Origin of the sequence: Streptomyces sp. BK208, from assembly GCF_004364245.1 — a bacterium.
Taxonomy (GTDB): domain Bacteria; phylum Actinomycetota; class Actinomycetes; order Streptomycetales; family Streptomycetaceae; genus Streptomyces.
The window spans coordinates 157,259-170,420 of sequence record NZ_SOAV01000009.1; the positions used below are offsets into that span (position 1 = coordinate 157,259).

Genomic DNA, 13,162 nt, shown 5'->3' on the forward strand with positions numbered 1-13,162 from the left:
CTCCGCGCGCCGACCACGCGTCGCGGGCGCGTCGACAACCTGTCGTGGAAAGCTCCCGACCGCAGACAGGACGCCGATTCCGTTTCCGCATCGCGGACATCTACCCTCGGCCGCATGACCCCTCAGCCCTCCCCCCAGGCCGGCGCCGCCGTGAAGGCCGCGGACCGCGCGCACGTCTTCCACTCATGGTCAGCGCAAGAGCTGATCGACCCGCTCGCCGTCGCCGGCGCCGAGGGGTCGTACTTCTGGGACTACGAAGGCAAGCGCTACCTCGACTTCTCCAGCGGACTCGTCTACACCAACATCGGCTACCAGCACCCCAAGGTCGTCGCCGCGATCCAGGAGCAGGCGGCGAAGATGACGACGTTCGCTCCCGCCTTCGCCGTCGAGGCGCGCTCGGAGGCGGCCCGGCTGATCGCCGAGCGGACGCCCGGCGACCTGGACAAGATCTTCTTCACCAACGGCGGCGCCGACGCCGTCGAGCACGCCCTGCGCATGGCCCGGCTGCACACCGGCCGCCCCAAGGTGCTCTCCGCGTACCGCTCGTACCACGGCGGCACCCAGCAGGCCGTGAACCTCACCGGTGACCCGCGCCGCTGGGCCTCCGACAGCGGCACGGCCGGGGTCGTGCACTTCTGGGCGCCGTTCCTGTACCGCTCGCGCTTCTACGCCGAGACGGAGGAGCAGGAGTGCGCGCGGGCGCTGGAGCACCTGGAGACGACGATCGCCTTCGAGGGCCCGGGGACGGTCGCCGCGATCGTGCTGGAGACGGTCCCGGGCACCGCGGGGATCATGATGCCGCCGGCCGGCTACCTGGCCGGGGTGCGCGAGATCTGCGACAAGTACGGCATCGTCTTCGTGCTGGACGAGGTCATGGCCGGTTTCGGACGCACCGGCACCTGGTTCGCGGCCGACCTGTACGACGTCGTGCCCGACCTGATGACCTTCGCCAAGGGCGTGAACTCGGGGTACGTGCCCCTGGGCGGCGTCGCGATCTCCGGTGAGATCGCCGCGACCTTCGCCGAGCGGCCCTACCCGGGCGGGCTGACCTACTCCGGGCACCCGCTGGCCTGCGCCGCCGCCGTCGCCACGATCAACGTGATGGCGGAGGAGGGTGTGGTCGAGCACGCCGCCCGGCTCGGCGGCGAGGTCGTCGAGCCGGCGCTGCGGGAGCTGGCCGAGCGCCACCCGTGCGTGGGCGAGGTGCGCGGGACCGGCATGTTCTGGGCGCTGGAGCTGGTGCGGAACCGGGAGACCCGGGAGCCGCTGGTGCCCTACAACGCGACCGGCCAGGCGGCCACCCCCATGTCCGCGTTCGCCGCCTCCGCCAAGGCCCACGGCCTGTGGCCGTTCGTGAACATGAACCGCACCCACGTGGTCCCGCCGTGCAACATCACCGAGGCGGAGCTGAAGGAGGGCCTCACGGCCCTCGACGCGGCACTGTCCGTGGCGGACGAGTACACGCGGTAGCCGGGGCGGGGCAGGGGGTCCGAGCGCGTAGGGTTGCGTGCTCGTACGCGGTAGACATGTGTACGAGTACGCCCCCGAACGTCGCTCCCGGACGCGTCACCTCCCCCACGACGCTCCGGCCGGCGCCCCGGACCCGACGAGGAGACGCCCGCCCATGCCCGGCCCCAGCGCCACCGGTGCCGTCACGCGCAGCACCCTGCGGCGGCAGATCGCCGACGCGCTCCGCGACGAGGTGCTGGCCGGGCGGCTCCAGCCGGGGCAGGAGTTCACGGTCAAGGAGATCGCCGAGCAGTACGGGGTGTCCGCGACGCCGGTGCGCGAGGCCCTGGTCGACCTGTCCGCGCAGGGGCTCCTCGACGCCGACCACCACCGCGGCTTCCGCGTCCACGAGTACTCGGCCGACGACTTCCGCGGCATGATCGAGGCCCGCAGCCTGGTGACCGACGGGATGTTCCTCGCCCTCGCCGCCGACCTGCCGGACCCGGCCGACCCGCGCATCGCCGCCGCCCTCGCCGGGGTCCGCCGACGCGGCGAGGAGGCCCAGCGCGCCGCCGCGGCCGGGGACCTGACCGTCCTGATCGGCTACGACCTGCGCTACTGGCGCGAACTGGCCGCCCTCTTCGGCAATCCCTACCTCTCCGACTTCCTGCACCGGCTGCGTGTGCAGAGCTGGGTGTGCACGGTGCAGCACCTGCGCCGGCTCAGCGAGCTGCGCGGCGCGCTGTGGTCCGGGCACACCGAACTGGTCGACGCCCTCGCCCGCCGTGACGTCCCCGGCGCCCGCGCGCTGGTCGACGCGTACAACGGCCACTCGCTCGCCCTCATCGAGAGCCTCACGGCGGGATGACCAACGCCGGACGTGTCGTGGTCGGGCCCCAGATGGGTATGGGACCTGCACGCAACACGCACCGACTACGCTGCCCTGACCACCGTGCTGTGTGAGGAGCCCTCTTTTGGCCTGTGACCTGTGGCTGGTACCGCTCGTCGATGTCTTGTGCCACACGCCGGACAACCCGTTCGCCGAGGAACTCGCGCAATACGACAAGGTGCTGGCCGAGGCCGGGCTGCCGCCGGTGCCCGTGTACCAGTACATGCCGGGTCTGTCCGGCGAGGTCGCGCCGGTGGCCGGTTTCGACTACGACGCACTGCATTTCCTGCGCCGGGCGTACCTCCTTCAGGTGTGCGGCCTTCCGGTGACCCCGGTGGACGAACTCGGCGGCGACTACGAGCAGTTGTTGGAGATGTTCGAGTCGACGGCCCAGCAGTCCCACCTCGTCTGGCACTACGACCACGCCGGTGCCTACGTCCCGGTCGACTTCCCGCACCCGCTCGCCAACGACGAACTCCTCGCCGGCGGCGGCCCGCTGGGCTCCGCGCACACCCTGCTGCGGGAACTGGAGTCCGTCGCCCCGGCCCTCGGCATCGACCCGGCCAACCCCCCGGCCCCGCCGCAGCCGCCGCTCGCCCCGACGGAGCTGGAGGAACCGGCCGTTCCCGCGCCGTACGACTCCAGCCCGTTCGCCCGGGAGCGCCATGTGTGGCTGGGCCTGCACGCGGCGGCGACGCGGAGCCTGGCGCAGGGGTCGATGATCGTCTTCAGCTGACCCCTCGGGTCACCGGAGTCCGTGGAGGCCGAGGGACAGATCCTCGGCGTTCATGATCGGGCAGACCTCGATCTCGGCCTTCAACTCGCTGAAGAACGGCTCACCGATCCGGGGCATGTCCGAGTTGTTCTGCATGTCGAACACCAGCAGGGCCGTCCGGCGTCCACCGAGGGCGCCGAAGTAGGCGGCCTCCGGCTTGATGTCGTCGAGCATCTTCCTCATGGCGTCCTGCATCCTGCCGCTACGGATCAGTTCGTTCGACGTCTCCGTGTCCATCGTCGCCTTGAGCAGCATGCGCATCGCACTCACCTTCTTACACCGACGCGACGCGTGAAGCCTCGTCTCCAGCCTATGCCCGCGGGGTGCGGCCCGCTCAGCCGATCCGGCTCCGCGACCGACGTGGCCCCGTCACCGCACCAGAGTGATCCCCGGCGGCCACAGCACCCCGTCGGCCAGCAGCAGCGACGGTCCCAGGTGGACGGGGCACACCCGCAGCGGCGCCCGCAGGTGCCGGGCGACCTCGAAGCGGGCGGGGTCGCCGCAGTCGCCGGGCCCGGTCTCGCCGCCGTACGGGCCCCGGCAGACAGCGGCGCGGTCACGGTCGGTCATGCCCCGATCCGACACCACCGCACGCGTCGCCGCCCGGCGGAGGGGGCCGAACGAAGGGCTACAGCGTGGTGTCGGCGTCGTCCAGGCCGATGCACTTGCGCTCCTGCGGGAGCCACTTCACGGCGGGGTCCAGGGCGGCGAGGATGCCGCCCACCTCCTCGCGCGGACCGGAGTACGTGAACTCCACGGCCGGTGAGCGGCCGTACGTGCGCAGCACGCTCACGCCGTCGCGCTTGAGCCGGGCCTCGTCCAGGACCCAGTCGACACCGTCCGCCGTGACGCAGAGGTTGACGTTCGGCTGGAGTTCCTCGGCGCCGCAGCGGAACACCGCCTTCTGGCCGCCCCAGGACGCGACGCCGTCGCCGAGGGCCCAGTCGCGCGAGGCGCCGGGTATGCCGTCCGGGAGGCGGGAGACCACCTTGCCGCACTTGGGGTCGTCGGCGTGCGGGGCCGCGGAGACGCGGTGGCCGTCGACGTAGAAGGCGCCCCCCGTCACGGCGACGGCCGCCACGGCCAGCCAGATCCACGTCCGGGTGGTGGGCTTCCGCATGTTCCGCTCGCTCCGTGCTGTCCGTGGTGGTCGTGCCGTCCGTGTTGTCCGGCTCCTGCCGGTCCGGCCAGCGTATCCGCCGCCCGCACGCCGACGGCCGGGACCCCGTGCGGGGCCCCGGCCGTCGGTGCGCGAACGCGGTGCGCGGGCGGTTCTACAGGAAGGAGTTGATCTCGATCGTCTCGTCCCGGCCCGGGCCGACGCCGATCGCGGAGATCGGGGCGCCGGACATCTCCTCCAGGGCCTTGACGTACGCCTGGGCGTTCTTCGGCAGGTCGGAGAACGACTTCGCCTTGGTGATGTCCTCGCTCCAGCCGGGCAGCGTCTCGTACACCGGCTTCGCGTGGTGGAAGTCGGACTGCGAGTACGGCAGCTCCTCGACGCGCTTGCCGTCGATCTCGTACGCCACGCAGACCGGGATCTGCTCCCAGCCGGTGAGGACGTCGAGCTTGGTGAGGAAGAAGTCGGTGAGCCCGTTGACGCGGGTGGCGTACCGGGCGATCACCGCGTCGAACCAGCCGCAGCGCCGGTCACGGCCGGTGGTGACGCCGCGCTCGCCGCCGATGCGGCGCAGGGCCTCGCCGTCCTCGTCGAACAGCTCCGTCGGGAAGGGGCCGGCGCCCACGCGGGTCGTGTACGCCTTGAGGATGCCGATGACCCGGCTGATCTTCGTCGGGCCCACGCCGGCGCCGGTGCAGGCGCCGCCCGCGGTCGGGTTCGACGAGGTGACGAAGGGGTACGTGCCGTGGTCGATGTCCAGGAGCGTGCCCTGGCCGCCCTCGAAGAGGACCACCTTGTCGTCGTCGAGGGCCTGGTTGAGGACCAGGACGGTGTCGGCGACGTACGGGGCGAGCTTGTCCGCGTAGCCCAGCAGCTCCTCGACGACCTGGCCGGTGGCGATGGCGCGGCGGTTGTAGAGCTTGGTGAGCATCTGGTTCTTGACGTCGAGCGCCGCCTCGACCTTCTGGGTGAGGATCGACTCGTCGTAGAGGTCCTGGACCCGGATGCCGACGCGGTTGATCTTGTCGGCGTAGGTGGGACCGATGCCGCGACCGGTGGTACCGATCTTGCGCTTGCCGAGGAAGCGTTCCGTCACCTTGTCGACGGTGACGTTGTACGGCGTGATGATGTGAGCGTTGCCGCTGATCAGGAGCTTGGACGTGTCGACGCCGCGCTCGTTCAGCCCGCTCAGCTCGGAGAACAGGACCGACGGGTCGACGACGACGCCGTTGCCGATGACCGGCGTGCAGCCGGGGGAGAGAATCCCGGAAGGGAGCAGGTGCAGGGCGTACTTCTGGTCGCCCACGACTACCGTGTGGCCGGCGTTGTTGCCGCCCTGGTAGCGCACCACATAGTCGACGGAACCACCGAGCAGGTCCGTCGCCTTTCCCTTGCCTTCGTCACCCCACTGAGCACCGAGCAGCACAAGTGCGGGCACGCGCGTACACCCCTTCCGGGCGGGGCATGTCCATGGTCGAGGGCGTATGCGACGGATTTCCGCCACGTACACCGCGACCGTCGTTGGCCGCCAACCGTCGGACCGGGTGCCCCGGAATAGACGAAGCCCCTGGCGCAACAGCGCAAGGGGCTCTTGCACCAAGATGCTACCCGAGGAAGCGAGGCATGGCCGAGGTGGCGACTTCCGCGAGCTCTTCCGCGAACTCATCCGCGAGGTCCGATCCGCTTCTGGTGGTCGTCGATCCGGTCGCCCGACGGACGGACGGGGAGTCCGTCCGGATCGCGAAAGACGTGCTCAGCGCGGGTGCGTCGCACACGAAGGTGTGTCTGCCCGACGGTCCGGAGGAGTTCGCACGGGCGCTCGGGCGACGCGGTTCGCGGCGTCCGGTGGTGGTCGGGGACGACAGCACGCTGCTGCGCGCCGTCGCCCTGCTGCACCGCCAGCGGGAGCTGGCGGAGTGCGCGCTGTCGATGGTGCCGGTGGGCCCGGCGCTCGGCCTCGCCCGCTCGCTGGGGCTGCCGACGGGCGCCGTGGCGGCGGCTCGGACCGTCCTCGACGGTGCGGAACGGCGCCTCGACCTGCTCGTCGACGACAGTGACGGGGTGGTGCTCGGGACGGTGGCGATTCCGCCGCTCCCGGTGCCGGTACCGGGACGGGAGGACCCGGTGTCCGGCCCCGGTGGACCGGCGTCGTTCCGTCCCTGGCTGCGGACCTGCCAGTCGCTCGTCCGGACGCTGGCGTCCTCGCGTCCGGCCCGCACCGCTCTCGTGCCGGGGGCGGCCGGTCCGGCGCGGCTGCGGGTGGAGGTGGACGGCTCGACGCTGGTCGACCTGGACCAGCCGGTCGAGGGGGTGTCGGTGACGCCGGGCGCGGCGGGGGCGGCCGTGGTGGAGGTACGGCCGCTGTCGGTGGGCGCCCAGGCGTCGCCGCTGACCGTGAGCGGGCGGACGGTGACCGTGTCGGGGGCGCACTTCCGGTACCGGGCCGACGCGGTGGTGTGCGGGCCGGTGGGGACCCGGACGTGGGTGGCGCGCGAGGGGGCGTGGGGGCTGACGCTGCCGGCGACCTGAGCGGCGGGGTCAGCGGCAGGCGGTGGTGGTGGTGTCACCCCTGCCCGAAGGTCTTCTCCCGGTGTTCGCGCCAGCGTTCCATCATGGCCGCGATCTCCCCTTCGACGAACTCGAAGAAGGCGAGCGTCTCGGCCATGCGCCGGCCCGCCGGGGTGTCGACGCCGAGGCTGGTGACGCCCTCGCGCAGGGCGCCCTCCCACCGCTTGAGGACGGCCTCCCGGTTGGTGAGCGCCTCGTACCACTGGTTGCTGTGCACCCGGTAGCGCTCCCGGCGTGAACCGGGTTCGCGCTCGCGCGCGACCATGTGCTGCTGCGCGAGGTAGCGCACGGCGCCGGAGACGCCGGCCGGACTGACCCGGAGGCTCTCGCCCAGCTCCGCCGAGGTCAGCGAGCCCGAGTCGGAGGCCAGCAGCGCGGCGAAGACCCGGGCCGGCATGCGCTGCATCCCGGCCTCGACGAGCTGGGCCGCGAAGCCCTCCACGAACTTCGACACCGCTTCGGGGTCGCGCCCCGCTTCCGCCTGACCCGCTGACTGCCTCATCCTCCGATCATCCCTCACCTCTTGACGGTTTCTTAACTTCACAAACTTCTGAAAGAAGCGTACTTTCCGAATCATGACGAAGGCAATCAGCGTCTCCGGACTCCACAAGTCGTTCGGACGCACGCGCGCGCTGGACGGGCTCGACCTGGAGGTCGAGACCGGTGAGGTGCACGGTTTCCTCGGCCCCAACGGAGCCGGCAAGTCCACCACCATCCGCGTCCTGCTCGGCCTGCTGCGCGCCGACCGCGGCGCCGCGCAGGTGCTCGGCCGCGACCCGTGGGCGGACGCGGTGCAGGCACACCGCCGGATCGCGTACGTCCCGGGCGACGTGACGCTGTGGCGCAACCTCTCCGGCGGCGAGGTCATCGACCTCTACGGCCGGCTGCGCGGCGGACTGGACCCCCGCCGCCGCGCGGACCTGGTCGAGCGCTTCGAACTCGACCCGACCAAGAAGGGCCGCACGTACTCCAAGGGCAACCGGCAGAAGGTGGCCCTGGTGGCCGCCTTCGCCTCCGACGTCGACCTGCTGATCCTCGACGAGCCCACCTCCGGACTCGACCCCCTGATGGAGGAGGTCTTCCGGCGCTGCGTGGAGGAGGAACGCGAGCGCGGGCGGACGGTGCTGCTCTCCTCCCACATCCTCAGCGAGGTCGAGGAGCTGTGCGACCGGGTCAGCATCATCCGCAAGGGGCAGACCGTCGAGAGCGGCTCGCTCGCCGACCTGCGCCACCTCACCCGGACCAGCGTCACCGCCGAACTCGCGGCCGCCCCGAACGGGCTCGCGCGGCTGCCGGGCGTGCACGACCTCGACGTCCGCGGCCACCGGGTCCGGCTCCAGGTGGACACCGGCGAGCTGGACGCCGTGCTCAGGTCGCTGAGCGAGACGGGCGTGCGGTCGCTGACGTCCACGCCGCCGACGCTGGAGGAGCTGTTCCTGCGTCACTACCGAACCGGGGACGCGGAGTCCGGTGCGGAGGTGACGGCACGATGACCGCCACCGCCGGCGCCACCACCCCGGCCTTGACGACCACCCGGCGCGGAAGCTCGCGGCAACTGGCCGGCACCGGCACGCTGCTGCGCTTCGCCCTGCGCCGCGACCGGGTGCTGATCCCCGTCTGGGTCGCGGTGAACGCCCTCATGGTGCTCTCCATGCCGAGCACCCTCGACGGCCTGTACGGCACCGCCGCCGAACGCGCCGACCTGATGCGGCAGATGCGGACCAACTCCGCCCTGCGGGCGCTGGTCGGCCCCGTCTTCGGCGACGGTCTCGGCGCGCTCACCGCCTGGCGCGTCGGCCTGTACGCCGGCGCGCTCGCCGCCGTGATGAGCCTGCTGATCGTCGTACGGCACACCCGGGACGAGGAGGAGAGCGGGCGGCAGGAGATCGTCGTCTCCGCGGCGGTCGGCCGCCGGGCCCCGCTGACGGCGGCGCTGCTCACGGCGGCGGTCGCCGACGCCGTCCTGGCCCTGCTGATCGCCGGGGGACTGGCCGGGCAGGGAGCGGCCGGCGCGGCGGCCCTCGGCCTGGGCATCGCGGGCACCGGCATGCTCTTCGCGACCACGGCGGCGATCGTCGCCCAGCTGACCGAGAGCGCACGGCTCGCCCGGGGACTCACGGCGGCGGTGCTGGGCCTGGCCTTCGTGCTGCGCGCGGCGGGCGACTCGGGAACGGACGACGGGTCGTCGGTGTGGACGTGGATGTCGCCGCTGGGCTGGCTGGAGAACCTGCGGGCCTTCGCCGGTGAGCGGTGGTGGGTGCTGCTCCTGATCGTGGGCGCCGCGGTGGCGCAGGGGGCGGTGGCCTACGGGCTCGCCGGGCGCCGGGACCTCGGCATGAGCTTCCTGCCGACCCGCCCGGGACCGGCCGCCGGGCGCCTGCGGACCGCCGGTGCGCTGGCCTGGCGGCTCCAGCGCGGCGGCGTCCTCGGCTGGAGCGTCGGCTTCCTCCTCGCCGGTCTCGTCTACGGCGGGGTGACGGAGGGCGCGGCCGACCTCGTCGGGGACAACGAGCAGGCCCGCGGCGTCATCGAGCGGATGGGCGGACAGGCCGGGATCACCGACGCGTTCGTGTCGGCGATGGTCGGCATGCTCGGACTGGTCGCCGCGCTGTACGTGGTCGCCTCGGTGCTGCGGCTCAGCGGCGAGGAGACCTCCGGGCGCGCGGAACCGGTGCTCGCGGGCGCGGTGGGCCGGCTGCGGTGGGCCGCGGGGCACCTGGTGATCGCCTTCGGCGGTGCGGCGCTGCTCATGCTGCTCGCCGGGCTCGGCTTCGCGGCCGGGTACGGGCGGGACGCCGGGGCGATCATCGGCGCGTGCCTGGTGCAGCTGCCCGCGGTGTGGGTGATCGGCGGGGCCGCGGTACTGCTGCACGGCCTGCTGCCCCGGGCGGCGCCGGCCGCGTGGGCCGTCGCGGGCGCGGTACTGCTCCTCGGCTGGGTCGGACCGGCCCTCGACGTACCGCCGACCGTCCTCGACCTGTCCCCCTACGGCCACCTGCCGAAGCTGCCGGGCGGCCGGATGGACTGGCCGCCGGTGCTGGTGCTCACCTCGCTCGCGGTGGTCCTGGTGGGGACGGGCCTGACCGGCCTGCGACGTCGTGACCTGACGACGTGACCGGCGGGAACGGGCCCGCGGCCCCGGTCCGGGACGCCGTGCGCGTCCCGGACCGGGAGCGCGTCACCGTGCGGGCAGGACGACGCGTGCCTGGATCGGATAGTGGTCCGAACGACCCGCGTCGGCGGTCACGTCGCACGAGAGGACGGTCGCGTCGGACGGAGCGAACAGATAATCGATCTTGATGTTCCGCGTGCCCAGCGGTTTCGTCGCCCGGCCGTCACGGATCCGGTCCGCCGACCGTCCCTCGTCGCACTCCCTGTCCGCCGCGTAGGCGAGGGTGACCACGTCCTTGGGGGTGTCGGGCGAGGCCGAGTCCGGTGGTACGGAGTTGAAGTCGCCGCCGTACACGGTGCGGTATCCGGCCGGCGTGTACGAGTGGACGATGTCCTGCAGCATCGCCGCCTGCTCCCTGCGCTTCGTCCCGTCGGCGTCGTCCTGCGCCACCCCGGCACTGAAGTGGGCCGTGCAGAACTGAAGCGCCTGGGCCGGGAGAACGGCACACAGCGCGGTGCGCTGCTCCATGCGCACCCACGTGTCCCCGATGGTCCTGTTCTTCGGCGAGGGCAGGTCGTAGGACGTGTACCAGACGTTGGAGTCCGGCACGGCGAGAGCGATGCCGTAGGAGCCCCGGTCCGTCCAACCCGCGCTCTCCGAACCTGCGTTGTCGCAGGTCCTCGCGGCCTTCACGGACGATCCGTCGACGTCGAACTTGATGGGCGCGAAGCGCACGTCCCACCCGGAGGAGGTCGCCTCTTCCAACGCGCGTTCGATCGCCTTGGCGTGCGACTCGCAGAGCTCCTGGAGGAACACCGCCCGGTACTGGCCCGCGCCGGAGCCCAGCCGGGCGGCGATCTGGCTCCCCAAGGCGGCGCCGTCCACCCTGTGGTTGAGGCAGTCACCGTTGTGATTGGCGCAGACGTTCCACGTCATGACCCGGAAGTCGGCGCTCGTGGCGGGGGCCGCGGGAGCGGGCCGAGGCCCTTGGTCGCTCGCGTTCTCCTCACCGAGGTACACGAGCCGGAACTTCTCCCACGAGCCCACCGAGTCGGAACGCGCCCGCAGCAGCCCGCGGTCGGTGTCCGAGTCCTCCATCTCGGCGCTCACGTACTTGTAGCCGTCGTCCGTCCAGGCGCTGAGGGCGTAGGTGCCGTCGGCCTGCTTCTTCAGGTGCAGCTTCTCCCATTCGCCGACGGTCGCGCCCCGGGCCCGCAGCAGGTTCTCGTGGGTGCCCGCGTCGTTCCGCTCGGTCGTGACGTAGTTCCCGTTCCCCTCCGAGCGGAGGGTGGCCGTCCACCCCTTGTCGTCGGTGTGCAGCGTGAACTTCTCCCAGGAGCCCAGGTCGTCGACGGAGTCCGCGGTCGTGCGGGCGCGCAGCATGCCCTCCCCGTCGCCGCCCGTGTCGACCTCCGCCGACACGTAGAGCCCTCCGGCACCGACGGACTGGAGGGCGTACTTGTCACCGGCCGTGACGGGAACCGGCCGGGCGGCCGCCTGCGCCTCCACGGTCGACATCGTTATCAGCGCGAACAGAGCGGAGCACAGGACCACCAAGTGCCTTGCTTTCCTTCTCATTTACCCCCACCTCAGGTCATGCGTCGTCAGTGCGGGCACTGTACGTCGCTTCGATGGGTGATGAAACCAACCGCCGGGGTGGGAGCGTCGGGGCAGGTATGGGTCGGGATGCGGTGGCGGGCGGTGGGTGTGCGGTCTCGGTGGCCGGGGCCGTGGGTGCGGTGGTCGTCTGGGGGCGGACCTCGCGGACCCAGCGGCACCTGGGCAACGGGTTCGAGAACAACGGGCAGGACTTCGGTGCCGTCCTCACCGAGCTGCCGCTGGTCTTCCTCGCCGGGGCCGTCGTACCCGCCGTGCTCTGGGGGCTCGGCGCCTGGCTGCTGTGGCGGCGCCGGCGCCGGCGCTCGTCACAGTTCCACGCGTAGCCCCGTCAGTCCGCGCATCACGAAGTTCGGCCTGCGTTCCGGTTCCGCCGCCAGGCGCAGCGTGGGGGCGCGCTCCAGCAGGGACGTCATGGACGCCGCCAGTTCGATGCGGGCCAGCGGGGCGCCGATGCAGTAGTGGATGCCCGCGCTGAAGGAGATGTGCGGGTTGTCCCGGCGGGTGAGGTCGAGGCGGTCCGGGGCGTCGAAGACCGCCGGGTCGTGGTTGGCCGAACCGAACAGCATCGCCACCTCGGCCCCGCACGGGAGGACCGTGCCGTCGATCTCGATCTCGTCGAGGACCCAGCGCTCGAAGAGCTGCAGCGGGGTGTCGTAACGCATCAGCTCCTCTACGGCGGACGGGACGAGGGAGTGGTCGGCGCGCAGGGCGGCCAGCTGGCCGGGGTGGCGGAAGAGCGCCAGCCAGCCGTTGGTGGTGGCGTTCACGGTGGCCTCGTGGCCGGCGTTCAGGAGCAGGACGCAGGTCGAGATCATCTCCTGCTCGGTGAGCCGGTCGTCGTCCTCGTCGTGCGCCGCGATCAGACCCGAGATCAGGTCGTCGCCGGGCTCCTTGCGACGCGCCGCGATCAGTGAGCGCAGGTACTCCGAGAAGTCGAGCGACGCGCGCACCGCCTTCGCCGCCGTCTCCTCGGACGGGTTCAGCTCGTACATCCCGCAGATGTCCGCCGACCAGGGGCGCAGCGGGGCACGGTCGGACTCCGGGATGCCCAGCATCTCGGCGATCACGGCGACCGGCAGCGGCTCGGCCACGTCGGTGAGCAGGTCACCGCCGCCCGCCGCGACCAGCCGGGCCACCAGGTCGTCCGCCAGCCCGTGCACGTACGGCTTCAGCCGCTCCACCGTGCGCGGCGTGAACGCCTTCGACACCAGGCGCCGGATGCGGGTGTGGTCCGGCGGCTCCAGGTCGAGCATCCCGTGGTCGTTGAGCGTGTGGAAGGGCTCCTGCTCCGGCGGGGGTGCGGTGCGGCCGAAGTCCTCGTCCGAGAAACGGTGCCGGTGGGTCCGGCCGAGGCGGCGGTCGCGCAGCAGCGCCGAGACGTCCGCGTGGTGCGGTACCAGCCACTGGTCGCTCGGCTCGTAGTAGAGCACGCGTCCCCGCGCCCGCAGCTCCGCGAAGGCGGGGTACGGGTCGGCGAGGAACGCCGGGTCCCACGGGTCGAACGCGAGGTCGGACTCATCGGTTGCAGCCGTCATGGACGGACCATAGGAAACGAGGAGCCGCCGCGAAAGGGGACGGACACGGCCCGAGGCGCGCCGGGCCCTCGTCGCCTGTCCCGGTCCGGCACCA

Annotated in this window: 14 protein-coding genes; 7 read left to right on the plus strand and 7 right to left on the minus strand. The window is 72.1% G+C overall.

The features are described from left to right. Window positions 1-114 precede the first annotated feature (114 nt). The 3 genes from EV562_RS22720 to EV562_RS22730 all read left to right on the plus strand — a co-directional run bounded on the left by EV562_RS22720 (window position 115) and on the right by EV562_RS22730 (window position 3,074). Complete coding sequence (locus tag EV562_RS22720) at window positions 115-1,470, plus strand: aspartate aminotransferase family protein (protein WP_133888670.1); 1,356 nt, start codon at window positions 115-117, stop codon at window positions 1,468-1,470. Window positions 1,471-1,624: 154 nt separating this feature from the next. Continuing rightward, window positions 1,625-2,317 (plus strand): GntR family transcriptional regulator, encoded by a 693-nt coding sequence (locus tag EV562_RS22725; protein WP_133888671.1) that lies wholly within the window; start codon window positions 1,625-1,627, stop codon window positions 2,315-2,317. A gap of 106 nt (window positions 2,318-2,423) precedes the next feature. After that, on the plus strand, window positions 2,424-3,074 hold the full coding sequence (locus EV562_RS22730) for a hypothetical protein (protein ID WP_133888672.1): 651 nt from the start codon (window positions 2,424-2,426) through the stop codon (window positions 3,072-3,074). A gap of 9 nt (window positions 3,075-3,083) precedes the next feature. Here the strand turns inward: EV562_RS22730 and EV562_RS22735 are convergent, their stop codons facing one another. From EV562_RS22735 to EV562_RS22750, 4 genes are all read right to left on the minus strand, one after another. After that, window positions 3,084-3,374, minus strand: a complete 291-nt coding sequence (locus tag EV562_RS22735) for a hypothetical protein (RefSeq protein WP_133888673.1) — start codon at window positions 3,372-3,374, stop codon at window positions 3,084-3,086. A 108-nt stretch (window positions 3,375-3,482) separates the two neighbouring features. Continuing rightward, the gene (locus EV562_RS22740; RefSeq protein WP_133888674.1) at window positions 3,483-3,683 is read right to left on the minus strand and encodes a hypothetical protein; all 201 of its coding nucleotides are present in this window, start codon (window positions 3,681-3,683) and stop codon (window positions 3,483-3,485) included. A 58-nt stretch (window positions 3,684-3,741) separates the two neighbouring features. Further along, on the minus strand, window positions 3,742-4,233 hold the full coding sequence (locus EV562_RS22745) for a DUF3515 family protein (RefSeq protein WP_133888675.1): 492 nt from the start codon (window positions 4,231-4,233) through the stop codon (window positions 3,742-3,744). A gap of 154 nt (window positions 4,234-4,387) precedes the next feature. Then, window positions 4,388-5,671 (minus strand): adenylosuccinate synthase, encoded by a 1,284-nt coding sequence (locus tag EV562_RS22750; RefSeq protein WP_003975310.1) that lies wholly within the window; start codon window positions 5,669-5,671, stop codon window positions 4,388-4,390. Window positions 5,672-5,856: 185 nt separating this feature from the next. On the opposite strand from EV562_RS22750, the gene EV562_RS22755 reads away from it, so the two are divergent. Continuing rightward, the gene (locus tag EV562_RS22755; RefSeq protein ID WP_133888676.1) at window positions 5,857-6,762 is read left to right on the plus strand and encodes a diacylglycerol kinase family protein; all 906 of its coding nucleotides are present in this window, start codon (window positions 5,857-5,859) and stop codon (window positions 6,760-6,762) included. Between the two features lie 34 nt (window positions 6,763-6,796). On the opposite strand, the gene EV562_RS22760 is transcribed toward EV562_RS22755, so the two are convergent. After that, on the minus strand, window positions 6,797-7,303 hold the full coding sequence (locus tag EV562_RS22760; protein ID WP_208298402.1) for a helix-turn-helix domain-containing protein: 507 nt from the start codon (window positions 7,301-7,303) through the stop codon (window positions 6,797-6,799). A 73-nt stretch (window positions 7,304-7,376) separates the two neighbouring features. Between EV562_RS22760 and EV562_RS22765 the strand changes: the two genes are divergently transcribed. Continuing rightward, window positions 7,377-8,294, plus strand: coding sequence for an ABC transporter ATP-binding protein (locus EV562_RS22765; RefSeq protein WP_133888677.1), 918 nt, complete (start codon window positions 7,377-7,379; stop codon window positions 8,292-8,294). Further along, window positions 8,291-9,916 carry an ABC transporter permease gene (locus EV562_RS22770; protein ID WP_133888678.1) on the plus strand — a complete coding sequence of 542 codons (1,626 nt, stop codon included), beginning with the start codon at window positions 8,291-8,293 and terminating at the stop codon, window positions 9,914-9,916. The genes EV562_RS22765 and EV562_RS22770 overlap by 4 nt, the downstream gene beginning before the upstream one ends. Window positions 9,917-9,979: 63 nt before the next feature. Here EV562_RS22770 and EV562_RS22775 read toward each other — a convergent pair whose 3' ends face one another. Next, window positions 9,980-11,491 carry an endonuclease/exonuclease/phosphatase family protein gene (locus EV562_RS22775; protein ID WP_133888679.1) on the minus strand — a complete coding sequence of 504 codons (1,512 nt, stop codon included), beginning with the start codon at window positions 11,489-11,491 and terminating at the stop codon, window positions 9,980-9,982. A gap of 140 nt (window positions 11,492-11,631) precedes the next feature. Between EV562_RS22775 and EV562_RS22780 the strand changes: the two genes are divergently transcribed. After that, on the plus strand, window positions 11,632-11,856 hold the full coding sequence (locus tag EV562_RS22780; RefSeq protein WP_243860121.1) for a hypothetical protein: 225 nt from the start codon (window positions 11,632-11,634) through the stop codon (window positions 11,854-11,856). On the opposite strand, the gene EV562_RS22785 is transcribed toward EV562_RS22780, so the two are convergent. Then, the gene (locus EV562_RS22785) at window positions 11,839-13,068 is read right to left on the minus strand and encodes a cytochrome P450 (RefSeq protein ID WP_133888681.1); all 1,230 of its coding nucleotides are present in this window, start codon (window positions 13,066-13,068) and stop codon (window positions 11,839-11,841) included. The two genes, EV562_RS22780 and EV562_RS22785, sit on opposite strands and share 18 nt — an antisense overlap. Window positions 13,069-13,162 lie beyond the last annotated feature (94 nt).

Bases quoted from the DNA above. Each gene is read 5' to 3' on its own strand.
- EV562_RS22720 (WP_133888670.1), top strand. From the start codon at position 115: ATGACCCCTCAGCCCTCCCCCCAGGCCGGCGCCGCCGTGAAGGCCGCG.
- EV562_RS22725 (WP_133888671.1), top strand. From the start codon at position 1,625: ATGCCCGGCCCCAGCGCCACCGGTGCCGTCACGCGCAGCACCCTGCGG.
- EV562_RS22735 (WP_133888673.1), bottom strand. From the start codon at position 3,374: ATGCGCATGCTGCTCAAGGCGACGATGGACACGGAGACGTCGAACGAA.
- EV562_RS22740 (WP_133888674.1), bottom strand. From the start codon at position 3,683: ATGACCGACCGTGACCGCGCCGCTGTCTGCCGGGGCCCGTACGGCGGC.
- EV562_RS22745 (WP_133888675.1), bottom strand. From the start codon at position 4,233: ATGCGGAAGCCCACCACCCGGACGTGGATCTGGCTGGCCGTGGCGGCC.
- EV562_RS22755 (WP_133888676.1), top strand. From the start codon at position 5,857: ATGGCCGAGGTGGCGACTTCCGCGAGCTCTTCCGCGAACTCATCCGCG.
- EV562_RS22760 (WP_208298402.1), bottom strand. From the start codon at position 7,303: ATGAGGCAGTCAGCGGGTCAGGCGGAAGCGGGGCGCGACCCCGAAGCG.
- EV562_RS22765 (WP_133888677.1), top strand. From the start codon at position 7,377: ATGACGAAGGCAATCAGCGTCTCCGGACTCCACAAGTCGTTCGGACGC.
- EV562_RS22770 (WP_133888678.1), top strand. From the start codon at position 8,291: ATGACCGCCACCGCCGGCGCCACCACCCCGGCCTTGACGACCACCCGG.
- EV562_RS22775 (WP_133888679.1), bottom strand. From the start codon at position 11,491: ATGAGAAGGAAAGCAAGGCACTTGGTGGTCCTGTGCTCCGCTCTGTTC.
- EV562_RS22785 (WP_133888681.1), bottom strand. From the start codon at position 13,068: ATGACGGCTGCAACCGATGAGTCCGACCTCGCGTTCGACCCGTGGGAC.